This is a genomic window from Geothrix oryzae (assembly GCF_030295385.1).
GTDB classification, from domain to species: Bacteria; Acidobacteriota; Holophagae; order Holophagales; family Holophagaceae; genus Geothrix; species Geothrix oryzae.
In genome coordinates, this window is record NZ_AP027079.1 from 2,378,963 (window position 1) to 2,400,868 (window position 21,906).

A 21,906-nucleotide genomic window follows, 5' to 3' on the forward strand; every position below is an offset into this window, starting at 1 on the left:
TTAAGCCGTCTCGGCGACGCGAACGGCCAGCTTGCCGCGGTAGAACCCGCAGCTGGGGCACACGCGGTGCGGCAGCTTGGGGGTCTGGCAGTTCGGGCAGGTGCTGGCGCTCATGACTTCCAGCGCGTCGTGGGTGCGCCGGCGGTCGCGGCGGGCCTTGGAATGGCGGCGCTTGGGATTCGGCATGAAAAGCTCCTAGCAGATAGAACGCAATGTTCCAGGTTAAAGGGTTCAGGACTGCGGGTCCAGCTTGATTCCCGCGAGGGCCTTGGCCAGCGCCTGGTTCAGGGCGGACGGGGCCTGCACGGCGTCGGGCTGGCATTGGCAGGGGCCCTTGTTCCAATTCTTGCCGCAGCTGGGACAAAGCCCCTTGCAGTCGTCGGTACAGAGGGGGTGCATGGGGGCCTGGAGCTCGAACTGCTCCCGCACCAGCTCCGCCTCGTCCAGGTTGTCCTCGGGCAGGAAGACCACATCCAAGTCCTGGGAGCCCAGTGCATGGGAGCCACGGCCCACCAGATCGGCGTCCTTGCTCCCCAGGAACTGGCTTTCGACCATGAGGGGCCGGTCGAGGGGCGCCAGACAGCGGCTGCAGAACCCCTGCCACACGGCCTGGCCCTTCACTTCGAGGAAGACATCGCCGTCGGAGGCCAGGGCGAAGACGGACCAGGCCAGCTCGCGCAGGGAGACATCCCCCTCCAGCTCCAGGTGGGCCGTGGTGCCGCTCAGGCGGAGACCCTCGGGGGGCAGGTGGTAGAGGTCGATCACTTCTTGGCTCCGGCGTCCGCAGGCTCGCCCTTGGGCGCGCCATCGGTCGTGGGCCCGGCGCCGATCACCTGGCCCTGGCCGGGAGTCCGGGTGATGGGCCCGAATTCATCCTGCCGGTCGGGATCGCCCGCGGATTTCAGCTCGTAGTTGTTCCGCGTGGACTTCCCTTCGTAGGGCTGCTTGAAGGGGTCGAGGGGGCTCATGCCGAGCTTGATGAGGCTTTCCTTCACCAGCGGCGAGTTGGGCTCCACCATGGCCTCGAAGCTGCCGAAATCGGGATAGCGGGCATGCTTCAGGTGGTACTGGTCGAGGCCCTCGGCCACGGTCTTGAGATCGTCCTGGGCTTTCACATGGCGGGCCTGGGCGCTGTATTTCTGATACTGCTTGAACCCCAGCGTGCTGATGACGGCGATGATCATCAGGGCCACCAGCAGTTCCAGCAGCGAAAAGCCCCGGTGGGTGGGACGGGTCGCGCGGCAAGCGGAGGTCGGGTTCATGGGAAGATCCGGAGAAAGGGCTCGTCTGCGTCGCATCCGAGCGTTCCAGTGTGCCAGGAATGGCCGAAAAAGCAAGGATCCATCAGCATCATGCGTCCTTGGAACCCTCGGTTCCCCCGCCCTCATCCACCGCGGACGCAGGGAAGTCGGCGGGCCAGGGGAAGGCCTTGGGAAGGGCTTCCACGCCCCCCAGTTCGGCCAGCCAGTAGCGGTAGGCCCGGAAGCTCATGCCGAGGCGCTTTCCGGCCTTGGTCTTCACCCCGCCCACCTCTTCCAGGGCCCGCCGGAGGAGATAGCCCTTCAGCGCGGTGAGCCAGGGCTCGAGGTCGAAACCCTCCGGCGGAATGCTGAAGGGCGAGGGGCGATCGGAGGATTCGCTGGCGGCCAGGGAGCCCAGCCCCTCGGGCAGGAGATCCCGGGTGATGGGTCCCCCGGGATTGAGCGCCACGCAGCGCTCCATGAGGTTCTCCAGCTCTCGCACATTGCCCGGAAAGCGATAGGTGAGCAGCTCGGCCATGGTCTCGGCGTGGAGCTGCATGGGCGGCTTGCCCAGCTTCTGGCAGAAGCGCCGGATGAAGTGCTCCGCCAGCACGGGCAGGTCCTCGGGCCGGTCCCGCAGCGGGGGCATCTCGATCTGGAGGATGTTCAGGCGGTAGAACAGATCCTCCCGGAAGGCCCCGGATTCCGCGCGGGCCCGCAGGTCGCGGTTGGTGGCGGCGATGACCCGCACATCCACGGCCCGCTCCTCCGTGGCGCCGAGGCGCCGGAACCGGCGCTCCTGGAGCACCCGCAGCAGCTTCACCTGGAGGGCCAGGGGCATTTCGCCGATCTCGTCGAGGAACAGGATGCCGCCGCCCGCCTCCTCGAAGAGGCCGCGTTTCATGGCGCTGGCGCCCGTGAAGGCCCCCTTCTCGAAACCGAACAGCTCGCTCTCCAGCAGGGCTTCGGGCAGGGCCCCGCAGTTCACGGCCACGAAGGGCCCCTTGGCCCGGTCGGAGTAGCGGTGGATGAGCCGGGCCACCACCTCCTTGCCTGTGCCGCTCTCGCCCGTCAGCAGCACCGTGGTGTCGGCGCGGGAGACTTTCCCGATCAGGGCGTTGATCTTCCGCATCACCGGCCCCACGCCCACCAGCTCACCCAGGTCCGGGGGCAGCTGGGTTTCCGGCTCCGCGGCGGCCAGCAGGCCCTTCAGCGTGCCGATGAGGTCCTCGTGCTTGAAGGGCTTGGTGATGAAGTCCACCGCTCCCTGGTTCAGGGCCTGGACCGTGGTTTCCGTGGTGGCGTAGGCGGTCATGATCACCACCGGCGTCTCCACCCCCTGCTCCTTCATCCAGGTGAGCAGTTCGATGCCGGAGCCGTCCTTGAGCTTCAGATCCGACAGGACGCCGTCGAAGGAGGCCTCCTGAAGGGCCCGACGCCCCTCCTCGATGCCGGTGACCGCCTCACAGGCGAACCCGGCCCCCTCCAGGGCCAGGGTCAGCACTTCCCGGAGGCCGGGCTCGTCCTCCACCAGCAGGATCCGTTGGGTCGAGGCGAGGGACATGGCACCCTGAAGAAGTGACGCGTTAGGTCAGTTATCCTATCTTGAACCCTTTTCTGGAGTCCCGTGAAGCACATCGTCTTTGCCCACCGGAAGCTGTCCTTCGGAGGCGGGGAGCGGGTGCTTCTGGAGCAGGTGGCCGCGCTGGCGGACCTGCCGGTCCAGGTTTCGGTGATCTTCCGCAAGGAACCCGGGAAGCGCGACATCGAGCCGGAGTTGCGGGCGCGGAATCCGAAGGTGGTGGAAGTGCTCCACCTGCCCGGCCCCCTGGGCGCCTTCCGGTGGCTGCGGCGGATCCGTCCGGATCTGCTGGTGCTCTGCAACCACAAGGGCGTGCAGCGGGCTCTGCCCTGGCTGGCCCGGACCGGCCTCCGCCTGCCCACCGTGGTCACCCTGCACGAACACTATGAGCGCCACTTGCGGAAGTACCGGGGCATTCGCGGTTTCGTGGACCGCTGGCTCTGCACCTACGACTTCACCGCCGCCGTGCGGGAGCACCTCGGCCCCGCGCCATGCAGCATCATCCATCCCCTCTACCCCAGGGCCGAGGCCCAGCCGGTGGACCCCGAGGCGCGACGCGCGGCCCGGCGCGCGCTGCGCGTCCCGGAAAACGCGGCGGTCGTGGGATATGCGGGGCAGATGGACGCCCGGAAGGCGACCACCGATGTGATCCGGTTCGCAAGCCACCTGAGGGGGCTCCTGGGCCATCCGCTGCACCTGCTCCTGGCGGGCCGGGAGGACGGGAGCTACGCCCAGGAGATCCAGGACGCCCTCGAGGACGAAAATCTAACCGGCCACTGCACCCGCACGGGCCCCCTGGGGGATCTTTCACCCGCCTTCGCCGCCCTCGACCTCTATGTCATGACCAGCCGCAACGAGGGCTTCTTCCCCCTGGCCCTCATCGAGGCCCTGGAGCGGGGCGTGCCCGTGCTGGCCCCCACCGTGGGAGGCATCGGCACCGTGCTGAAGGATGGCGAGGGCGGCTTCCTCATCCCCAAGCCCGACGACCGGAAGCCCATCGATGGCGCCCTGCTGCGCCGGACTGCGGCCCGGATCGCCCCCCTGCTGGCGGATTCCGCGATCTGGGAGGCCCAGCGGACCAGGGCCCACGCCTTCGGCACGACCCTGACCCGCGATTACGATGCCGCATCCCGGTTCCGCGAGGCGGTGGCGGCATGGCTGTGATTCCCGACCGCGCCACCTGGGTACGCTTCCCGCGGTTCGTGGGCGATGCCGCCATGCAGCTGCCTGTGCTGCGCCTGCTGCGGGAGCTGGATCTCGGCCCCATCGTCGTCTGGGGCCCGAAGACCACCGTGGGCCTGGTGGCGGACACCTGGTTCTGCGACGCGGCCCTGCCCGACGAAGGCAAGCCCGGTCCCTTCGAGATGGCGCGCATCCTCCGGAACCACCGCGCGGCCCGCAGCATCCACTTCCCGAAGTCCCTGCGGCCGGCCCTGGCCGCCTGGCTGGCCCGGGTGCCCGAGCGCATCGGCGTGGACGAGAGCCTGGCGGGCCTCTTCAACACCCACAGCGGCCCCTTCTGGGACGCGGAGGGCCCCTTCCTGCTCCGCTACCACGCCGTGCTGAAGCGGCGCTGGCCGGACCTGCCCCCCATGCCCTATGCCGACTTCGATCCGGCCGTGGCCATCGACAAGCCTGCGGAGCGCTACCTCTGCCTCATGCCCGGCTCGACCTGGCCCTCCAAGGCCTGGCCCGTGGACCACTACCGGACCCTCCTCCTGAAGGCCCGCTCCGAAGGCTATGCCGTGGCCGTGCTGGGCTCGCCGGACGAGGCGGCCACCTGCGCGGCAGTGGCGGGACGCGAAGGCCTCGACCTCTGTGGAAAGACCACCCTGAAAGAGGCCGCGGCCTGGATGCGCGGAGCGACGGCCGTGCTGGGCAACGACTCGGGCCTGAGCCACCTGGCCGCCGCCTGCGGGGCGCCCGTGCTGGCCCTCTACGGCGCCACGGACCCCGGCGGCTCCACCCCCTGGGGACCGAAGAGCCGGGGCCTCCGGAAGGAGGGCGTCCCCTGCGCGCCCTGCTTCAAGCCGGCCTGCTTCACGCCGGGCCACCCTTGTCTGGCGGGCATCGGGCCGGACCAGGTCTGGGCGGAACTCCAGGGCCTGATAACCGGATAGAATCAGCATTCACCTCCGAGGTCCCGCATGGTCCGTCGCCTTCTCCTCGCCTGCGCCGCCGTCACCCTCGTGGCCCAGGCGCCCGTCATCAGCTTCGACAAGACCCACCACGATTTCGGCCGCATCACCCCGGATCGCAAGGCCGCCGCGAAGTACCGCGTCACCAACACCGGCAACGCCATCCTCAGCATCACCCAGGTCCGGCCCAGCTGCGGCTGCACGGCCACGGTGCTGGGCAAGTGGTCCATCGGCCCCGGCGAGGGCACGGATCTGGAAGCCACCTTCGACCCCAAGGGCCTGAAGGGCGGGGTGCGGAAGTCCATCGAAGTCGTCTGCAACGATCCCAAGACCCCCACGGTCAGCCTGACCCTGGAGGCCGAGGTCGTGCAGGAGATCATGCCCTCGGTGGAGTCGGTGTACTTCCACCTGGTCCCCAAGTCCGCCACCACCCGCGGATCCGTCCGCTACGCCAGCGGCAACGGCGAGGCCGTGCAACTCCTGGACGCGAAGGCTCCCGGCGCTCCCTTTCTCTCCTTCGGCTACCGGCAGGAGGGCAAGGATGTGGTGCTGGAAGTGGCCTTCGATGGCCGGAAAGTCCCGGCGGGCAGGTTCCGCGGCGTCGAGCAGGCCACGGTGCGGTTCTCCAATCCGCGGATGAACCAGCTGCCCCTGAACATCCAGTGGGAGCTCAAGCCCTCGATCCAGACCTCGCCCATGGAGCTGGTGTTCCAGGATGCCCCCGGCAAGGAGCTGCGCCAGAAGCTCTCCCTCAAGCAGGCGGATGGGCGCGCCTTCCGCATCACCGCGACCCGCTGCTCCCTGAACGGCGTCCGTGTGGAGGGCCTGGGGGCGAAGGCCGCGGCCCAGGAGGTGTCCGTGGTGCTGCCGGCCACGCTGAAGGCCGGGCGCTACAGCGAGGTTCTGTCCCTGAACACCGACGATCCCGATCAGCCGGAGTTGACGATCCGCCTGGCCGTGATCCTCAAATAGCGACAGTCCGTCAAGATTTCGTGTTGTTCGATTCCGGCCCGCCGGGAGGGCGATAGCCTGGAGAGATGCCCAATTCCCGCCCCTCCCACCTGCTGGCCGTGCTCTCCCTGGCCGCCATCGCAGCCGTGTGGGGCGGCGGATTCCCGGCCACCAAGTACTGCCTGCAGGCAGGGTTGTCCGTCGGGGCCATCCTGTCCATCCGCTTCGCCCTGGGCACGGCGGGGCTCGGCCTGCTGATGCTCCTGTTCCGGGTGCCCATCCGGCGGCAGGCCGCCCTGGATGGCCTCTGGCTGGGCCTGGTCCTCGCCAGCCTCTTCTGGCTCCAGACCGACGGCCTGCGCTTCACGAGCGCCTCGAAATCCGGGTTCATCACCGGGCTCTATGTGATCTTCACGCCCATGGTGGCCCTGCTGGCGGGGGACCGCCTGCGGCTCTCCCATGGCCTGGGCGCCCTGGTGGCCCTGACGGGCCTGGCCCTGCTGGTGCGGGAGCCGGGCGCGGCCTGGGGCGGCTGGAACCGTGGCGATTCCGAGACCCTGCTGGCGGCGGTGCTCTGCGGATTCCATATCGTGATGACCGCCCACTTCTCGCGGCGCTCCTCGGGCTGGGTCCTGGCCTTCATGCAGGTGGCCGTCACGGGTCTCATCTCCCTGCTCGTCACCTTGGCCCTGCCTTCTCCCCACGGCTTCCAGGGTGCCGGCGCGGCGCTCGCCAGGGGCGGCACCTGGGTCTCGCTCGGCTTCATGGCGGCGCTGGCGACCACCCTGGCCTTCTATGTGCAAAGCACCATGCAGGCCCAGCTGGGCGCCACCGAGTGCGCCATCATCTTCAGCTCGGAACCCGTGTGGACGGCGGGCATCGCCATCAGCGGCTTCGTCCCGGGCATCAAGGAGCACCTGAGCCCGGCCCAGCTCTCCGGCGGCCTGCTCATCATCGCCGCCACCCTCGTGGCGGAGCTGGGACCCAGGCTGCTCCGGCGGCTCCAGCGGCCGGAGCCGGAAGAGGCCATCGGGTAGGGATCCTCCCCCCCGTTTTTTGGGGAGCCGGCTTAGCCGGTATCCTGAAGGTCGAAGAGGAGTCGGGCATGTTCATCGTCACGGGCGGCGCGGGGTTCGTGGGCAGCAACCTGGTGCGGGAGCTGAACCGCCGCGGGCACACGGACATCCTCGTGGTGGACAACCTCGCCCGGGCGGAGAAGGCCCGGAACTTGGCGGACCTCACGCTTTCGGACTACATGGACAAGCGCGAGTTCCGGGCGAGGCTGGACGCGGGCACGCTGGACCTGCGGCCCGAGGCCGTGTTCCACAACGGCGCCTGCTCCGACACGATGGAATCCGACGGCCGCTACATGATGGAGAACAACTTCGGCGATTCGAAGGCGCTGCTCCACTGGTGCCTGGCCCGCAAGGCGCCCCTGGTCTACGCCAGCAGCGCGGCCACCTACGGCGCCAGCACGGACTTCGAGCCCGTGCCGAAGAACGAAGGCCCCTTGAATGTCTATGGCTACTCCAAGCTGGCCTTCGACCAGCATGTGCGGAGCCTCCTGCCGGCCATCCAGAGTCCCGTGGTGGGCCTGCGCTACTTCAATGTCTTCGGCCCCCGGGAGCACCACAAGGGCCGCATGATGTCCGTGCTGCACCAGCTGCTGCGCCAGCTGAAGGAATCGGGCGCCTGCAGGCTCTTCAAGGGCACCGACGGCTTCGGCGATGGCGAGCAGCAGCGTGACTTCATCTTCGTGGGCGACATCGTGGCCATCAATCTCCACTTCGGCGGCGCAGGCATGGTGAAGGGCATCGTGAACGCCGGCACGGGACGCGCCCGCAGCTTCAACGACATCGCCCGCACCCTCATCGCCCACCTCGGGCAGGGCCGGATCGACTACATCCCCTTCCCCGAGGAGCTGCGCGGCAAGTACCAGAGCTTCACCCAGGCGGATGTGCGGAGCCTGCGCGGAGCCGGCTTCGCGGCCCCCTTCACCGAGCTGGAAGCGGGCATCGCGGCGACCCTGGCGGAGATTTGATCCTCAGGCCTTGCGGTCCAGGATCACCAGGGTGACATCGTCCACGAAGGGCGCGGGGTGGTTGAAGGCCCGGGCCTGGTTCACGACCACATCGGCGGCCTCCTCGGCCCCCGCGGGCAGTTCCGCGCAGATGCGCCGGAGGCCTGCCTCCTCGAGCATGGCCCGGTCCTCGCGCTCCACTTCCACCAGGCCATCCGTGTAGAGCACCAGCCGGTCCTCGGCCAGGAACTCCGCCTGATGCTCCACGAAGGGCAGCTGGGGATCCAGGCCCAGCATGAATCCCTTGCCCCGGAGGACTTCGGATCGCTGCAGCCCGCCCCGGGCCCCGCGCACGATGCGCAGCGGCGCACAGTGCCCGGCCACCACATAGCGGATGCGGTCCTCGGCGGGATCCAGCCGGCCCAGCCAGGCCGTGGCGAACTGCTCCGCCAGGGTGGAGCGGCAGAGGTCCTCGTTCATCCCGTGGGCCCAGGTCAGGGGCTCGCCTCCAAGCCGCACCTGGTTCTCGAAGGAGGTCTTCACCATGGCGGAGATCAGGGCCGCGGTCACGCCGTGGCCGCTCACATCCGCGATCATCATGGCGGTGCTGCCGTCCGCCAGGGGCAGCACGGCATAGATGTCTCCGCCAATGCCCGCGGCGGGCAGGTAGCGGTGGGTGTACCGGGTCCCGAGCGCCTCGCCAGGAAGCTTGGGCAGCAGGCCCATCTGGAGGGCCGCGGCCAGTTCCATCTCCTCGTGCACGCGCTCCTGGAAGGCCATCAGCTCCTTGTTCTGGCGCTTGATCTCCTTCTGCATCGCGATGAGGCGGAAGGTAGAGTCCACCTTGGCCAGCACCTCCTGGGCGTGGAACGGCTTGGGGATCATGTCGTCCGCGCCGAGGGAGAGGCCGCCGATGCGCGAGGCCGTGCCGTCCAGCGCGGAGAGGATGATGAAGTAGATGTCCCGGGTGGCGGGATCGCTCTTGACGCGCTTGCACAGCTCGTCGCCCGACATCTCCGGCATGCGGAGGTCCGAGATGATGAGGTCCGGTCGCAGCCGGCCCATCTCGTCCAGCGCCTCCAGGCCGTGGCCTGCCGTCAGGACCTGATAGCCCGCGCGTTTGAGGTAGAAGCTGAGGATATCCCTGATGGGCGCTTCATCATCCACCACGAGGACCACGCCCTTGGCCATACGGATTCCTCAGGTGGCGATCGGCGTCAGGCGCCGCGAAGGGCGTCCTGCTCCGTGGCGAAGATCGAGAAGTAGTTCGTGAGGTTCGTCTGGTCGAAGGTCTTCTTCACGGGTGCGGGAAGGCAGCAGAGGTGCAGCTTCCCGCCGGACTTGTCGACGCTGTTCCGCGCGGCGACGAGCAGGCCGAGTCCCGAGGAATCGATGAAGCTGACGCCCTCCAGGTTGATCACCAGGAGCTTCGGCTGCGCCGTGGCCACCGTCTCGCGGATCACATCCCGCAGCTGGGCGGTCACTTCGAAATTGACCTTGCCCTGGATGGACACCACCGAGGCGGTGCCTTCTTGGCGGGTCTGGATGTTCAGCATGGTTCCTCCTGAAGGATTCCCTGAAGCACTCGCCGCCGGGCGGCGTCCCGCTGGCGCTGTTTGTATTCCGAATGGGATGCCGGACCTGATCGTGAGCTTTGAAACCCCGATTGTTCCATCACTTGGACTTCGTGTGCGAAGAAGAAAGTAAACTCCTCCTGTTCCTGGATCAACTCAGGAATCCCCGCCAGGTCCGCCAGCTCCGCCTGGCCGAGCCCCCGGAGGCGGTTCTGGACGGTTTCCAGGGCCGCGGCGGCCGGCCCCGGCAGGCGGATCAGGGTGCGCGCGGTGAACTGGATCGCAGAGTAATCCTTGCTGGAAAAGGGGTTCTGCTCCAGCCCCCCCGATTTGAGGGCCAGGGTGTGGCTGAGGGACCGCCGCTCCTCCGGGCTCAGGTCGTAGATCTGGAACAGGGGCGGCATCGCCTCCGTCCAGGCCGCCAGGGCCTTCAGGTCGATCATCAGGTTCCGGCTCCGGCTGGGCTTGATGTGGGTGGGCATCAGCACATGGTGGTCCAGCAGGAAGCGGATGACCATGAGCACGCCCAGCTGGTCCTCGGCCACCAGACGGATGCCGATCTGGTCGTAGATGGTCTCCGCCACATTCTCGGGCTTGTGGAGCATCTTCAGGAGCATGGACACGCGGTCCTTGTTCTCCTTGCGCTCCACGGCCACCAGCGGCACCTCGTAGGCCCCCCGCAGCAGCCAGCGCCCCTCCTCGCACACGAGGTACTGGTCGTAGCGGCCGAAAACCTGGCTCTGGATCTCCGGGAGGAAGCGCAGGTTCACATTGTGGTCAACATGGAAGAGCGTATGCATCACCCGCAGGACGGCGCAGGCCCAGCGGCCGCTGAGGGTGCGCGGCCGTTCCGAGGCCCAGACCAGGAGGTCGAGGGGATCCCCCAGGGCCCGGAGCTCGTTGGGAACATGCAGGTTCGTCCCTTCGAGCACCACCCCCTCCAGGAAGTCGATGGCGTCCTCGTAGATCCGGAGCACCCTCGCCCGGTGGGCGGGCACGCTCATGTCGTAGCCGTAGTTGAGGGCGAAGGTCCAGGCCTCGTCATGGGACTGGATCCGCAGCCCGTCCAGGTCGATGGGCGAACCTCCGCCCAGGATCACCTGGGTGACCTCCGGGGGCATGGGAAAGAGGGCATGTTGTCGCATGGCGTCCAGCATGTGTATCGGCTCGCATCATGAATCATAAAAAATTGGGGCGCCCAGGAGATCGGGCGCCCCGTCGAAAACCGGTTTTGTCCTACTTGATGGCGAAGGCGGCGACGAGCACATAGATCACGAGGGCCTCGATGAGGGCCAGACCGATGATCATGGTGGTGCGGATGTTGCCGGCAGCCTGGGGATTGCGGGCCACGCCTTCGCAGGCGGCGACCACGGCCTTGCCCTGGGCCAGACCGCAGCCGGCGGCCGCGATGGCGAGGGACAGGTGGGCCACGAACTGGCCTTCAAAGAGGCTCTTCTGGGCGGCGACGGGGGCGCCCTGCGCGAAGGCGACGGCGGCCAGGGTGAACAGGAAGGCGGTGGTGAGGAACTTCTTCATGGTGGTGCTCCTGAAAGGTGTCCAAGGGGTTCGGAATCCCTGGGGACGGTGAAAGAAAGGGGTCATCAGAAAGGGTGGGCAAGGAGGCCCGGCTCAGCCAGACCGATGCGCCGGGGGGTCCCGGGGAGGCCTCGCCCGCAAAGCGGGCGCCCCCCGGACGATATCAATGCTCGTGGGAAACGGCGCCGCTGAGATAGATCGTCGCCAGCATCGTGAAGACGAAGGTCTGGATCAGGCCGAAGAAGAGGCCCAGGAACATCATGGGGATCGGCAGCAGGATCGGCATCAGGCCGAAGAAGATGCCCGCCACCACATGCTCGCCGGCGATGTTGCCGAAGAGACGCAGGGAGTGGCTGAGGATTCGGCTGAGCAGGCCCAGGATCTCCAGCGGGAACATGAGGGGCGCCAGCCACCAGATGGGGCCGGCGAAGTGGGCCCAGTACTTCACGAAGCCCTGCTCCTTCATGCCGTGGAAGTTGTAGTAGCCGAACACCACCAGGGCCGCGCCCAAGGTGACATTCCAGTTGCTGGTGCCGGGGCTCAGGGCCGGGAGCAGGCCGAAGAGGTTGTTGAAGAAGACGAAGAGGGCCATGGTCCCGATGAAGGGCAGGTAGCGCTCCCCGTGGTGGGCGATGTTGTCGTTGATCATGTCCTTCAGGCCGCCGACCACGCCCTCGAAGACCTGCTGCAGGGGACCGGGGATGCGGGCCAGGTTCTTCCGGACCAGGGTCGTGATCGCCATGGCCAGGAGGGCCGCCAGGGCCGCATTCAGCAGGTGGTCGTAGCGCTCCAGGACCGAGAGGGCCGCCCCGTGGGCGAAGCCGGGCCAGGGGTGCTGGGTCAGATGCAGGACCTGGGTGAGCCACTGGGCGAGCAACGATGCGTGGTGTTCCATCTCGGTCAAACCTCAATCGGGCGGGGTGGCTTCGGGTTTCTGGAAGGCCAGGCGCAGCGCTTCCAGGAGGATGCCGGCCACGAAGAGAAGCACTCCCAGGGCCAGCGGCAGGGCTTCCGCCGGGTATCTCCCCATCATCCCACGCAGCACCAGGGCGATCAACGCCAGTTTGCCGAAGGAGAGGAAGCCGTAGAGCCACCTCCGGCGCACGGAGGGCGTCAGCATGCGGGCCGTCAGGTAGCGGTGGAGGGTCCAGAAGGCGAGGCTGGCCAGGGCCCCCACGCCGAAGACCAGTCCGGCGGTCCAGGAACGCAGGCACCCCCAGAGGACGACCCCGGCCAGGCCCAGGACGATCATGGCCCCCGTAACCCGGCGGAGGTGGTCCTCGCCCTCCTGGCCGGCCTCACGCATCGGGCCCCTTCCCTTCCTTGAGGCGCTTCAGCTCCGCCTCGTCCCGCCGGGTCATGCGCCGGTTCACTTTGTAGAGCTCCCAGAAGGCGGCCGTGATGCCCCAGACGAGGCCCACCCACTGGCCTGTGGCCGGGCGTCCGAACCAGCCGCCGATCCAGCGGCCCAGGAAGAACCCCAGGGCGATGCAGAGGGGGAAGGTCAGCCCGAGTGACATGAGGTCGCCCCACAGGGCCCGCTCACCCGGGTCGACCCCGTCGCCGCGCTTGAAGATCACGGGCCGCTCCCCAAGAAAAAAGGCGCGGGAGGAATCCCGCGCCTTTCAGTGTACGCCGTCGCCTCAGATCCGGACGGCCCAGTCCAGCAGCCAGGGCCCGAAGGCCGTCCCCACCAGCACCAGCAGGCAGGCCAGGGCCACGATGAAGGTCGGGGCGGCTCCCATGGGGGCCACCTCGCCCTCGACGGGCTCCTTGAAGTACATCTGCGCCACCACGCCCAGGTAGTAGTAGGCACCCACGACGCTGGTGAGCAGCGCGATGACGGTGAGGGTGACGAAGCCCTGCTCGATGGCCAGCTTGAAGAGGTAGAACTTCCCGAAGAAGCCCACCAGGGGCGGGATGCCGGCGAGGCTGAGCAGGAAGATCATCATGGCGAAGGCCAGCACGGGGTGCTTCTTCCCCAAGCCCCGGAAATCCTCGATGCGCTCGCCTTCGCCCTTGCCCTGGAGGTAGATCACCACCGCGAAGGCGCCGGTGTTCATCACAAGGTAGATGAGCATGTAGAGCCACACGGCCTGGGCCCCTGCCCTCGGGTCGCCCGACAGCACGCCCAGCAGCATGTAGCCCACATGGGCGATGCTGGAGTAGGCCAGCAGCCGCTTCATGCTCTCCTGCCTCACCGCGGTCACATTGCCGAGGATCATGCTGGCCCCGGCGATGTAGCACAGGGGCAGCACCCACTCGCTGGTCACGCCGTGGAAGCCCGCGCCGAAGACGCGCAGGAAGGCCGCCAGGGCCGCGGCCTTGGGAGCGGTGGCCATGAAGGCGGTGATGGGCGTCGGCGCGCCTTCGTAGGCGTCCGGCGACCACATGTGGAAGGGCACGGCGGCCACCTTGAAGGCCATGCCCACCAGCACCATCAGCACCCCGCTGTAGACCAGCAGGGTGCTGGTGGTCGGCGTGAGGGCCAGGGCCTGGTTGAGGTCCGCCAGGTTGGTGGTGGTGCCGCCTGCGGCGCCGTAGAGGAGGCTGATGCCGTAAACGAGGATGCCGCTGGAGAAGGCGCCCAGCAGGAAGTACTTCATGCCGGCTTCCACGCTGGTGGCGCGGTCCCGCAGGTAGGCCACCAGGATGTAGATGCAGATGGCCATGAGCTCGATGCTGAAGTACACCGAGATCAGATCCGAGGCGCCGCACAGGAAGAGCATGCCCGCCAGGGAGAACAGGAGCAGGGCGTAGTACTCCACCGTCTGCTGCTTGAGGCTGTTGAGGAGCCGGGTGCTCAGGGCCACCGTGGCGGCGGTCCCGAGGATGCAGAGCATCTGGAAGCCCCGGGCGAGGCCGTCCATGCGGAACATGCGGGAGAAGCCCTCGCCGTCCACGGTGCGGCCCACCAGCACGGCGGTGGCGGCCAGGATCACCAGGGTGATCGGGGCCCACTTGTGCTTTTCGCTCCGGTTGAAGAACAGATCACCGGGCCAGAGCATCAGCGTGGCCATGACCATCAGGAACAGTTGGGGCGTGATCAGGTGCGTATCCCGGAGGAGCGCACCCAGAAGCCCCTGCGCGAAGCCGGTCATCAGTGGCCTCCGCCGTGGCCATGGGTTTCGGGGGCGGGAGCGGCGGGGGCCTCGTGGCCAGCCGGGGCGGCTTCATGGCCGGCGGCAGGAGCCGCCTCATGCAGGGCCGGGGCGACCATGCCCTTCATCCCGATCTTGGCGGCGGCAGCCTGCTGGGCGGCCAGGGCCTGGGCGGCGTGGAAGCCCGGGGTGACCTGTTCGACGAGCTTGCGGACCGGCGCGTCCATCACATCCATGACCGGCTTGGGATACATGCCGATCCAGAAGGCGACCACGACCAGGGGGGCGAAGTAGAGCACCTCGCGGAGGCTCAGGTCCTCCATCTTCTCGTTGACGGCGGTGATGGGTCCGAACATCACGCGCTGGTACATCCACAGCAGGTAGGCGGCGCCGAGGATGATGCCCAGCACGGCCACCACGGCCGCCCAGGGGAAGGCCTGGAAGGAACCCATGAGGATCACGCCCTCGCCGATGAACCCGTTCAGCAGGGGCAGGCCCAGGCTGCTCATGGTCATGATCATGAAGATCGTGGCGTAGACCGGCATGCTCTTCGAGAGGCCGCCGAAATCCGCGATCATGCGGGTGTGGCGGCGCTCGTAGACGATGCCCACCGCGAGGAAGAGCCCGCTGGTGCTGATGCCGTGGTTGATCATCTGGAACAGGCCGCCCTTGATGCCGTAGGGGTTCAGGGCGAAGAGGCCCAGCATGCACAGGCCCAGGTGGCTCACGGAGGAGTAGGCCACCAGCTTCTTCATGTCCTTCTGGATCATGGCCACCAGCGCGCCGTAGATGATGCCGATGAGGGACAGCCCGACCATCCAGGGCATGAGGTCCTTGGTGGCGTTGGGTAGGATGGGCAGCAGGAAGCGGACGAAGCCGTAGGTGCCCATCTTCAGGAGGATGGCGGCCAGGATCACGGAACCGGCCGTGGGCGCCTGCACATGGGCGTCAGGCAACCAGGTGTGGAAGGGGAACATGGGCACCTTGATGGCGAAGCCCACGAAGAAGGCGAGGGCCATCAGGATCTGGTAGGTCTTGGACTGCTGGGCGATCACGGGTGCCATCGCCTGGAAGCTGGCGAGGGAGAAGTCGTAGGAACCCGTGGTCTTGTACTGCAGGAAGTAGATGGCGAGGATCGCCACCAGCATCAGCACGCCGCCCGCCAGGGTGTAGAGGAAGAGCTTGATGGCCGCGTAGAGCTTCTGGGGGCCGCCCCAGATGGCGATGAGGAAGTACATCGGGACCAGCATGACTTCCCAGAACAGGTAGAAGAGGAACATGTCCTGGGTGATGAACACGCCGAGCATGGCCGTCTGGAGGACCAGCATCCAAATGTAGTACTCCTTGTGCCGGGTCTCGATGGACTTGAAGGAGCAGGCGATGGCGATGGGGCCGATGAAGGTGGTCAGCAGCCAGAGCAGGAGGCTGATGCCGTCCATGCCCACGCTGAACTTCACCCCCAGGGAGGGGATCCAGTTCCAGGCCCCCGCCCATTGGACCGCGTCGCTGGCCCGGTCATAGCCGAACCAGAAGATGACGCTCAGCAGGAAGCTGACGATCATCACCAGCAGGGAGCCGATTTCGAAGATCCGGCGCTGGTCCTTGGGCACGAGAAGCAGGACCAGTGCCCCCAGGAGGGGCAGGAAGGTCGCCACCAGCATCAGTGTCGTGTTTGCGGTGAACATGGGGACTCCAACCAATGAGGGCTAGGCGAGGAATTTCCAGAAGGCGAAGACGAGGAAGCCGAGGAACATCACGAAGGCGTAGTGCTGCACGCGGCCGCTCTGCAGCCCCCGGAAGACCGTGCTGGTCTCCTGGATGATGTAGGCCACGAGGTTGACCGCGCCGTCCACCAGCTTCTGATCGAACCAGTGCGACAGGTCCGCCCAGATGAGGGTGACGCGGGCGGCGCCGTTCACCATGCCGTCCACCACCCAGGTGTCGAAGCTCCAGAGCTGGGCCGAGAAGCGCTTGATGGGCTCGATGAGGGCGGCCTCGTAGAACTCGTCCACATAGTACTTGGCGTTCACCCAGCGGTACAGGTTCGGGAAGCGCGCCACGAAGGCCTTGGCGCGGCTCCAACTGGGATCCACCTTGTAGATCCACCAGGCCAGCAGCATGGCGCCGGGAGCCCACGCCAGCGTGGCCCAGGCCATGAGGCCGTATTCCATCGCGGGGGGGATGTGCTCGCCGTGGTGGACGGGCGCCACCTGGTAGAGCAGCGGCTCGATCCACTTGCTGAACAGTTCGGCCGGCACGATGGGCAGGATGCGGTGCAGGCTCTCCGGGTAGTTCAGGAAGCCGCCGACCACCGCCAGGCCCGCCAGGATAGCCACCGGCAGCCACATGCGCCAGGAGACTTCGTGGGGGTGGTGGCCCGGCACGATGTCGTGGTCTTCCGGATCGTCATCGTGGTGGGCGTGCGCCTGGTCGAGTTCGTGGAGGCCGTTCGCCTGATGGTCGTGCGCATCGTGGCCATGGCCGTGGGCGCCGTGTCCATGGTCATCGTGGCCGTGGTGGACCTCCGACTGCACGGTCAGGCCGTAGGGATCGTTCCCCGCTCCGCGGTACTCGCCGTAGAAGGTCATCGCAATGAGGCGGGTCATGTAGAAGGCGGTGCAGAAGGCGCCCAGCATGCCCAGGATCCAGGCCACCAGGTTCAGGGTCGGGCCCGTGTAGTGGCCATGCTGGTACCAGCCCTCGAACACCTTCCACAGGATCTCGTCCTTCGAGAAGAAGCCCGAGAAGGGGAAGATGCCCGCGATGGCGAAGGTCGCCAGGATCATGCTCATGGCGGTGATGGGCATCAGCTTTTTCAGGCCGCCCATGTTCCGCATGTCCTGTTCGTGGTGGCAGGCGGCGATCACCGCGCCGGAACCGAGGAAGAGGCTGGCCTTGAAGAAGGCGTGGGTGAACACATGGAACATGCCCGCGCTGAAGGCGCCGGCGCCCATGCCCATGAACATGAAGCCCAGCTGGGACACGGTGGAGTAGGCCAGCACCTTCTTGATGTCGTACTGCGCGAGACCCATCGTGGCGGCGACGAAGGCCGTGAGCGAACCGAAGGCCAGCACCACGGCCAGGGCCACCGGGGCGTTCACATAGATGAAGTTCAGCCGCGTGATCATGTAGAGGCCGCTGGTCACCATGGTGGCGGCGTGGATCAGCGCCGACACGGGAGTCGGACCCGCCATGGCGTCCGGCAACCACACATAGAGGGGGATCTGCGCCGACTTGCCCATCGCGCCCACGAAGAGGCAGCATCCGATGAGGTTGAACCACCAGGTGGGACTCGCGGTGTGGCCGTAGAGCGTGATGGCCGGCATGTTCGCGATGTTGCGGACGGACCCCATCAGGGTGTCGTAGTCGAGGGTTCCGAAGACCTGGAAGATCAGGAAGAACCCGATCATGAAGCCGAAGTCGCCGATGCGGTTCGTGACGAAGGCCTTCTTGCCGGCGACGGCCGCGAACTCCTTCTCGAAGTAGAACCCGATGAGGAGGTAGGAGCAGAGACCCACCCCTTCCCAGCCCAGGAACATCATCAGGATGTTGGCGCCCAGCACCAGGTTCAGCATGCTGAACACGAAGAGGTTCAGGTAGGCCATGAAGCGGTAGTAGCGGCCGTCGTTCCGTTCTTCGGCCATGTAGCCGGTGCTGAACAGATGGATGAGGAACCCCGCGCCCGTCACCAGCAGGGCCATGCAGCCGCTGAGCACATCGAACTTGTAGGCCCATTCGATCTTGTAGGTGCTGAGGCCGCCCAGGACCCGCGCACCGCCGATGTCGAACCAGGTCCAGAGGCTCTGGTGGATGGACCGGCCATCCGCAGGAAGGCCGACGAGCTGAACGAAATGCCAGAGGGTGAGGAGGAAGGCCAATCCCACGCTGCCCAGGGCGAAGGCGTCCACAACGGCGGTGTTCTTCAGCTTCCGGCCGCTGAGGCCGTTGATGATGAACCCGAAGAGGGGCAGGAAGGGGATCAGCCAGAGCAGGGTGCCCGGCTGAGAGGCGGCGGTGGCAAGGGCATTCGCGCCGTGCGTCAGGGTCATGTCGGCAGTCATGGTCGTCGTCATCCCTTCAGCAGGTTGATGTCGTCCACCTGGACGGTGTCGCGCTTGCGGTAGAGGGCCACCACCAGCGCGAGGCCCACCGCCACTTCCGCGGCGGCGAAGCCCATCACGAGGAGGGCGAAGGCCTGCCCGGAGACGGAGCCGCTGTGGCGCGCGAAGGCGATGAAGTTCAGGTTGGCGGCGTTGAGCATGAGTTCGACGCACATGAGGATCACCAGCGCATTGCGGCGGATGAGCACGCCGGCGATGCCGATGGAGAACAGCAGGAAGGAGATGAGGAGGACCGCGTTCAGGCTGACCATCACACCCGCTCCGTCTTTGCCAGCACGACCGCGCCGACCAGGGCCACCAGGAGGATCACGCTGAGGATCTCAAAGGGCAGCAGGTAGTCCGCGAACAGGCCGCGGCTCACGGCCTGGGCGTTCTGATGGGCCACATCCAGCCCCTTGGCCAGCTCGGGACGAAGCACCAGGGCTTCCGTGGAGGCCGTGCCGAAGATCACCCGCCGGAACACACCCACGAAGAGCGCCGCACCGATGAGGACAGTTCCCACGGCGTAGCGCGACTGGAGCTGGAAGACCGCGTTCTCCTTCTTCTTGCTCATCTCCACCAGCATGACCACGAAGAGGAAGAGCACCACGATGCCGCCGGCATAGACCAGGATCTGGGCCATCCCCAGGAACTCGGCTTCCAGCGAGAGGAAGCACCCGGCGATGCACAGCATCGCGAAAAGGAAGCCGAGCACGCTGTGCACGGCGCTCCTGGAGGCGACCATGAACGCGGCGCCACACAGGGCCATGACGCCAAAGATGGCGAACATGTTCCGGCCGATCGTTTCGATGAAATGTTCCATGGGGCGTCCTCGGAAATGCGAGATGGGTGGAATCAGTCGTCAGCCACGCTGAACTTGCCTGCGTGCGAGGGCTCGAACATGTTCTGCCCCAGCCCTTCCGTGCCGAGGGAGAAATCCTCGCGGTTGTAGGCGGCCAGCTCGAACTGGTGGTTGAGGATGATGGAATCGAAGCCGCAGCTCTCCACGCAGAACTCGCAGAAGATGCAGCGCTCCATCTCGAAGTCGTAGCGGACCGGGAAGGGCATCTTGCGCCCCTCCTTCTTCCCCTTCTCGATGGTGATCACCTGGGTGGGGCAGATCTTCTCGCAGGCGAGACAGCAGACGCACTTGATCTCGCCCTGCTCATCCTTCAGAAGGGTCAGGCGCCCACGGAAGCGCGGCTGGACCTTGGCGGGAACCTCGGGATACTCGGACACGATGTGGAGCGGGACCTTGCGTCGGTTGGCGGTGAAGAACACCTGGCTGAAGTGCTTGCCCGTGATGGACAGGCCCTTGGCGATGTCGGCGGGGATGAGGGTCCTCAGGAACTTGTTCATCGGCGGCCCCTTAGACGGCGAAGCAGCGGACGGCAGCCGCCAGCAGCAGGTTGATCAGCGCCAGGGGGATCAGGTACTTCCAACCCACAGCCATGATCTGGTCGTACCGGTAGCGGGGGATGGTGCCGCGCACCCAGATGTAGGTGAAGAGGAGGAAGATGATCTTGGCCACGAAGAAGATGGCGTGGGGCGCCCCGAACCAGGAGAGGAAGCCGGGCAGGTAGGGGTTCACCAGGCCTTGGAGGCCGAAGGGCAGGAGCCAGGGGCCACCCAGGAAGAAGGCGGAGGCCAGTGCCGACACGACGGCCATGTTGATGTACTCGGCCAGGTAGAAGAGGCCGAACTTCATGCCGGAATACTCGGTGTGGAACCCGGCCACCAGCTCGTTCTCGGCCTCGGGCATGTCGAAGGGGAGACGGTTGGTCTCCGCGAAGCCGCAGGTGAGGTAGAGCAGGAATCCGATGACCTGGGGAACCAGCGCCCAGACCGGCATGCCCGTCGCCATGCGCGCGGACATTTCGCCGAAGTTCAGGCTGGCGGAGAGGACCACCGGCGCGAGGAGGCTGAGCGCCAGGGGGACCTCATAGCTCACCATCTGGGCCGCGCTGCGAAGGCCGCCGAGGAGGGGATACTTGGAGTTCGAGGACCAGCCGGCGAGGACGATGCCGTACACCCCCACCGTTGCCACGCCGAGAATCCAGAGCAGGCCCACATTGATGTCGGCGATGCCCCCGGAGACCGGGAGGCCGCCCACGAAGGGGAACCAGGCGGGGAGCGTGAAGAAGGTGCCGGGCACGAAGGAGATCGCGGCAAACACCACGATCGCCGCCACCATGCTGATGGAGGGGGCGATGAAGAAGACGAACCGGTCGGCCTTCGCCGGGATGACATCTTCCTTGAGGATCAGCTTCAGGACATCGCCCACGAGGCCGGGGATGCCGCGCCAGTAGGAGAGGACGGGCACCCGGCCCATCTTCCACATCGAGCGGTTCATCCACCCGGAGAAGCCGACATGACCGCTGGCCACGCGGGTGGAGCCCAGGCGCTGCTGGATGTGGCCGAGCACCTTGCGCTCGGCGAACACCGTGAGGGGGACGACGACGAAGACGAAGATCACCACCAGCAGGCACTGGATGAGCGTGATCACGATGGACTGGGTGAGGGTCGGAGTCGGCATGTCTTGGGATCCTCGTCGGCTAGCGGTCGATCTCGCCGAGCACGATGTCCAGGGAGCCGATGGCCGCGACAACATCGGCGATCAGTCCGCCCTGGGCCATCTTGGGCAGGGATTGGAGGTTGATGAACCCGGGGGCCCGCACATGGAACCGGTAGGGATTCAGCGAGCCCTTCTCGCCCACGAGGTAGTACCCGATCTCGCCCTTCGGCGATTCGGTGGCGTGATAGACCTCGTTGACCTCGGACCTCAGGATCTTGGGGAGCTTCGCCATGACCGGCCCCTCGGGCATGCCGTCCATGCACTGCTGGATGATGCGTGCGCTCTGGCGCATCTCCGCCATGCGGACCAGGTACCGGGCGTAGGTGTCGGCCTCGGTGCGGGTGGGCACCTCGAAGTCCATCTCGGCGTAGGCCGCGTAGGGGAAGGCCTTGCGGATGTCGTAGGCCACGCCGGCCGCCCGCAGCATGGGGCCGGTGACGCCCAGGGCGATGGCGTCCTCGGCGTTGAGCTTGGCCACGCCGATGGTGCGCTTCTTCCAGATGCGGTTCTCGGTGAGCAGGTTCTCGTATTCCTCGAGGCAGCTGGAGAACTTGGCCAGGAACTTGTTCACCATCTTGTCGAAGCCCGGGGGCAGGTCCTCACGGAGGCCGCCGATGCGGAAGGCCGTGGTGGTGAGGCGGGAGCCGCAGAAGGCTTCATTGATGTCGAGGACATCCTCGCGCTCGCGGAAGGCATAGAGGAAGACCGTCAGCGCCCCGATGTCCATTGCGTGGGTGCCCAGCCAGATGAGGTGCGAGGCGATGCGGTTGAACTCGTTCAGCAGCGTGCGGATGTACTGGGCGCGCCGTGGCACGGTGATGCCGAACAGCTTCTCGTTGGCCTCGGCCCAGCCCAGGTTGTTGGCCACGGCCGAGCAGTAGTCCATGCGGTCGGTCCAGACCTGGCCCTGGAAGAAGGACTGGTTCTCGCAGATCTTTTCGACGCCGCGATGCAGGTAGCCGATGATGGGCTGGCAGTGCGTGATGGTCTCGCCATCCAGCCGCAGCTTCACCCGGAGCACACCGTGCGTGGACGGGTGCTGCGGGCCCAGGTTGATCTCCATTTCCTCGTTCTTGAACACCGTCCGC

At 66.7% G+C, this 21,906-nt stretch carries 24 protein-coding genes; 5 read left to right on the forward strand and 19 right to left on the reverse strand.

The genetic code is table 11. From position 1 onward, the window contains the following. The 4 genes from rpmF to QUD34_RS10950 form a co-directional block, all read right to left on the reverse strand. Positions 1-186 carry a 50S ribosomal protein L32 gene (gene rpmF / locus QUD34_RS10935; protein WP_286353738.1) on the reverse strand — a complete coding sequence of 62 codons (186 nt, stop codon included), beginning with the start codon at positions 184-186 and terminating at the stop codon, positions 1-3. Between the two features lie 45 nt (positions 187-231). Continuing rightward, positions 232-765 carry a YceD family protein gene (locus tag QUD34_RS10940; RefSeq protein ID WP_286353739.1) on the reverse strand — a complete coding sequence of 178 codons (534 nt, stop codon included), beginning with the start codon at positions 763-765 and terminating at the stop codon, positions 232-234. Then, positions 762-1,262: a type II secretion system protein GspG gene (locus tag QUD34_RS10945; RefSeq protein WP_286353740.1), complete on the reverse strand. Its 501-nt coding sequence runs from the start codon at positions 1,260-1,262 to the stop codon at positions 762-764. Before QUD34_RS10945 ends, QUD34_RS10940 begins: the two co-directional genes overlap by 4 nt. An 88-nt stretch (positions 1,263-1,350) precedes the next feature. Beyond that, positions 1,351-2,805, reverse strand: coding sequence for a sigma-54-dependent transcriptional regulator (locus tag QUD34_RS10950; RefSeq protein ID WP_286353741.1), 1,455 nt, complete (start codon positions 2,803-2,805; stop codon positions 1,351-1,353). A 63-nt stretch (positions 2,806-2,868) separates the two neighbouring features. Here QUD34_RS10950 and QUD34_RS10955 point away from each other — a divergent pair, with 63 nt between their 5' ends. The 5 genes from QUD34_RS10955 (at position 2,869) to rfaD (ending at position 7,953) form a co-directional block, all read left to right on the forward strand. Continuing rightward, positions 2,869-3,987 (forward strand): glycosyltransferase family 4 protein, encoded by a 1,119-nt coding sequence (locus QUD34_RS10955; protein ID WP_286353742.1) that lies wholly within the window; start codon positions 2,869-2,871, stop codon positions 3,985-3,987. After that, positions 3,978-4,943: a glycosyltransferase family 9 protein gene (locus QUD34_RS10960; protein WP_286353743.1), complete on the forward strand. Its 966-nt coding sequence runs from the start codon at positions 3,978-3,980 to the stop codon at positions 4,941-4,943. Before QUD34_RS10955 ends, QUD34_RS10960 begins: the two co-directional genes overlap by 10 nt. Positions 4,944-4,970: 27 nt before the next feature. After that, complete coding sequence (locus QUD34_RS10965) at positions 4,971-5,933, forward strand: DUF1573 domain-containing protein (protein ID WP_286353744.1); 963 nt, start codon at positions 4,971-4,973, stop codon at positions 5,931-5,933. A gap of 65 nt (positions 5,934-5,998) precedes the next feature. After that, positions 5,999-6,949, forward strand: a complete 951-nt coding sequence (locus tag QUD34_RS10970) for a DMT family transporter (protein ID WP_286353745.1) — start codon at positions 5,999-6,001, stop codon at positions 6,947-6,949. Positions 6,950-7,017: 68 nt separating this feature from the next. Then, on the forward strand, positions 7,018-7,953 hold the full coding sequence (gene rfaD, locus QUD34_RS10975) for an ADP-glyceromanno-heptose 6-epimerase (protein ID WP_286353746.1): 936 nt from the start codon (positions 7,018-7,020) through the stop codon (positions 7,951-7,953). Positions 7,954-7,956: 3 nt separating this feature from the next. Here the strand turns inward: rfaD and QUD34_RS10980 are convergent, their stop codons facing one another. From QUD34_RS10980 to QUD34_RS11050, 15 genes are all read right to left on the reverse strand, one after another. Further along, positions 7,957-9,123, reverse strand: a complete 1,167-nt coding sequence (locus QUD34_RS10980) for a PP2C family protein-serine/threonine phosphatase (RefSeq protein ID WP_286353747.1) — start codon at positions 9,121-9,123, stop codon at positions 7,957-7,959. Positions 9,124-9,149: 26 nt separating this feature from the next. Further along, the gene (locus QUD34_RS10985; protein ID WP_286353748.1) at positions 9,150-9,488 is read right to left on the reverse strand and encodes an anti-sigma factor antagonist; all 339 of its coding nucleotides are present in this window, start codon (positions 9,486-9,488) and stop codon (positions 9,150-9,152) included. After that, positions 9,482-10,651, reverse strand: coding sequence for a TIGR04552 family protein (locus QUD34_RS10990; RefSeq protein ID WP_286353749.1), 1,170 nt, complete (start codon positions 10,649-10,651; stop codon positions 9,482-9,484). Before QUD34_RS10990 ends, QUD34_RS10985 begins: the two co-directional genes overlap by 7 nt. A gap of 91 nt (positions 10,652-10,742) precedes the next feature. Then, a complete protein-coding gene (locus QUD34_RS10995) occupies positions 10,743-11,042 on the reverse strand; it encodes an ATP synthase F0 subunit c (RefSeq protein WP_286353750.1) in 300 nt (99 codons plus the stop codon). 163 nt (positions 11,043-11,205) lie between these two features. Beyond that, a complete protein-coding gene (gene atpB / locus QUD34_RS11000) occupies positions 11,206-11,937 on the reverse strand; it encodes a F0F1 ATP synthase subunit A (protein ID WP_286353751.1) in 732 nt (243 codons plus the stop codon). A 12-nt stretch (positions 11,938-11,949) separates the two neighbouring features. Beyond that, on the reverse strand, positions 11,950-12,348 hold the full coding sequence (locus QUD34_RS11005) for a hypothetical protein (protein ID WP_286353752.1): 399 nt from the start codon (positions 12,346-12,348) through the stop codon (positions 11,950-11,952). Beyond that, a complete protein-coding gene (locus QUD34_RS11010) occupies positions 12,341-12,622 on the reverse strand; it encodes an AtpZ/AtpI family protein (RefSeq protein WP_286353753.1) in 282 nt (93 codons plus the stop codon). Before QUD34_RS11010 ends, QUD34_RS11005 begins: the two co-directional genes overlap by 8 nt. Before the next feature lie 63 nt (positions 12,623-12,685). Continuing rightward, a complete protein-coding gene (locus tag QUD34_RS11015; protein WP_286353754.1) occupies positions 12,686-14,143 on the reverse strand; it encodes an NADH-quinone oxidoreductase subunit N in 1,458 nt (485 codons plus the stop codon). Beyond that, entirely contained in the window at positions 14,143-15,828 is a 1,686-nt protein-coding gene (locus tag QUD34_RS11020) for a complex I subunit 4 family protein (protein WP_286353755.1), read from the reverse strand. Before QUD34_RS11020 ends, QUD34_RS11015 begins: the two co-directional genes overlap by 1 nt. Positions 15,829-15,849: 21 nt before the next feature. Further along, complete coding sequence (nuoL, locus tag QUD34_RS11025) at positions 15,850-18,216, reverse strand: NADH-quinone oxidoreductase subunit L (RefSeq protein ID WP_286353756.1); 2,367 nt, start codon at positions 18,214-18,216, stop codon at positions 15,850-15,852. After that, entirely contained in the window at positions 18,213-18,515 is a 303-nt protein-coding gene (gene nuoK / locus QUD34_RS11030; protein WP_286353757.1) for an NADH-quinone oxidoreductase subunit NuoK, read from the reverse strand. The genes nuoL and nuoK overlap by 4 nt, the downstream gene beginning before the upstream one ends. Next, the gene (locus QUD34_RS11035; RefSeq protein ID WP_286353758.1) at positions 18,515-19,066 is read right to left on the reverse strand and encodes an NADH-quinone oxidoreductase subunit J family protein; all 552 of its coding nucleotides are present in this window, start codon (positions 19,064-19,066) and stop codon (positions 18,515-18,517) included. The genes nuoK and QUD34_RS11035 overlap by 1 nt, the downstream gene beginning before the upstream one ends. Before the next feature lie 32 nt (positions 19,067-19,098). After that, on the reverse strand, positions 19,099-19,602 hold the full coding sequence (locus QUD34_RS11040) for a NuoI/complex I 23 kDa subunit family protein (protein WP_286353759.1): 504 nt from the start codon (positions 19,600-19,602) through the stop codon (positions 19,099-19,101). A 10-nt stretch (positions 19,603-19,612) separates the two neighbouring features. After that, complete coding sequence (locus tag QUD34_RS11045; protein WP_286353760.1) at positions 19,613-20,779, reverse strand: complex I subunit 1/NuoH family protein; 1,167 nt, start codon at positions 20,777-20,779, stop codon at positions 19,613-19,615. A gap of 19 nt (positions 20,780-20,798) precedes the next feature. Next, positions 20,799-21,899: an NADH-quinone oxidoreductase subunit D gene (locus QUD34_RS11050; RefSeq protein WP_286353761.1), complete on the reverse strand. Its 1,101-nt coding sequence runs from the start codon at positions 21,897-21,899 to the stop codon at positions 20,799-20,801. Between the last annotated feature and the right edge of the window lie 7 nt (positions 21,900-21,906).

Excerpts from the sequence above, each read along its gene's own strand:
- QUD34_RS10950 (WP_286353741.1), bottom strand. The coding sequence starts at position 2,805 with ATGTCCCTCGCCTCGACCCAACGGATCCTGCTGGTGGAGGACGAGCCC.
- QUD34_RS11020 (WP_286353755.1), bottom strand. The coding sequence starts at position 15,828 with ATGTTCACCGCAAACACGACACTGATGCTGGTGGCGACCTTCCTGCCC.
- QUD34_RS10960 (WP_286353743.1), top strand. The coding sequence starts at position 3,978 with ATGGCTGTGATTCCCGACCGCGCCACCTGGGTACGCTTCCCGCGGTTC.
- QUD34_RS10980 (WP_286353747.1), bottom strand. The coding sequence starts at position 9,123 with ATGGCCAAGGGCGTGGTCCTCGTGGTGGATGATGAAGCGCCCATCAGG.
- QUD34_RS11045 (WP_286353760.1), bottom strand. The coding sequence starts at position 20,779 with ATGCCGACTCCGACCCTCACCCAGTCCATCGTGATCACGCTCATCCAG.
- QUD34_RS11015 (WP_286353754.1), bottom strand. The coding sequence starts at position 14,143 with ATGACCGGCTTCGCGCAGGGGCTTCTGGGTGCGCTCCTCCGGGATACG.
- QUD34_RS10990 (WP_286353749.1), bottom strand. The coding sequence starts at position 10,651 with ATGCGACAACATGCCCTCTTTCCCATGCCCCCGGAGGTCACCCAGGTG.
- QUD34_RS10985 (WP_286353748.1), bottom strand. The coding sequence starts at position 9,488 with ATGCTGAACATCCAGACCCGCCAAGAAGGCACCGCCTCGGTGGTGTCC.
- QUD34_RS11035 (WP_286353758.1), bottom strand. The coding sequence starts at position 19,066 with ATGGAACATTTCATCGAAACGATCGGCCGGAACATGTTCGCCATCTTT.
- QUD34_RS10965 (WP_286353744.1), top strand. The coding sequence starts at position 4,971 with ATGGTCCGTCGCCTTCTCCTCGCCTGCGCCGCCGTCACCCTCGTGGCC.
- QUD34_RS11040 (WP_286353759.1), bottom strand. The coding sequence starts at position 19,602 with ATGAACAAGTTCCTGAGGACCCTCATCCCCGCCGACATCGCCAAGGGC.
- QUD34_RS10970 (WP_286353745.1), top strand. The coding sequence starts at position 5,999 with ATGCCCAATTCCCGCCCCTCCCACCTGCTGGCCGTGCTCTCCCTGGCC.
- QUD34_RS10945 (WP_286353740.1), bottom strand. The coding sequence starts at position 1,262 with ATGAACCCGACCTCCGCTTGCCGCGCGACCCGTCCCACCCACCGGGGC.
- QUD34_RS11005 (WP_286353752.1), bottom strand. The coding sequence starts at position 12,348 with ATGCGTGAGGCCGGCCAGGAGGGCGAGGACCACCTCCGCCGGGTTACG.
- QUD34_RS10995 (WP_286353750.1), bottom strand. The coding sequence starts at position 11,042 with ATGAAGAAGTTCCTCACCACCGCCTTCCTGTTCACCCTGGCCGCCGTC.
- nuoK (WP_286353757.1), bottom strand. The coding sequence starts at position 18,515 with ATGGTCAGCCTGAACGCGGTCCTCCTCATCTCCTTCCTGCTGTTCTCC.
- rpmF (WP_286353738.1), bottom strand. The coding sequence starts at position 186 with ATGCCGAATCCCAAGCGCCGCCATTCCAAGGCCCGCCGCGACCGCCGG.
- atpB (WP_286353751.1), bottom strand. The coding sequence starts at position 11,937 with ATGGAACACCACGCATCGTTGCTCGCCCAGTGGCTCACCCAGGTCCTG.
- rfaD (WP_286353746.1), top strand. The coding sequence starts at position 7,018 with ATGTTCATCGTCACGGGCGGCGCGGGGTTCGTGGGCAGCAACCTGGTG.
- nuoL (WP_286353756.1), bottom strand. The coding sequence starts at position 18,216 with ATGACGACGACCATGACTGCCGACATGACCCTGACGCACGGCGCGAAT.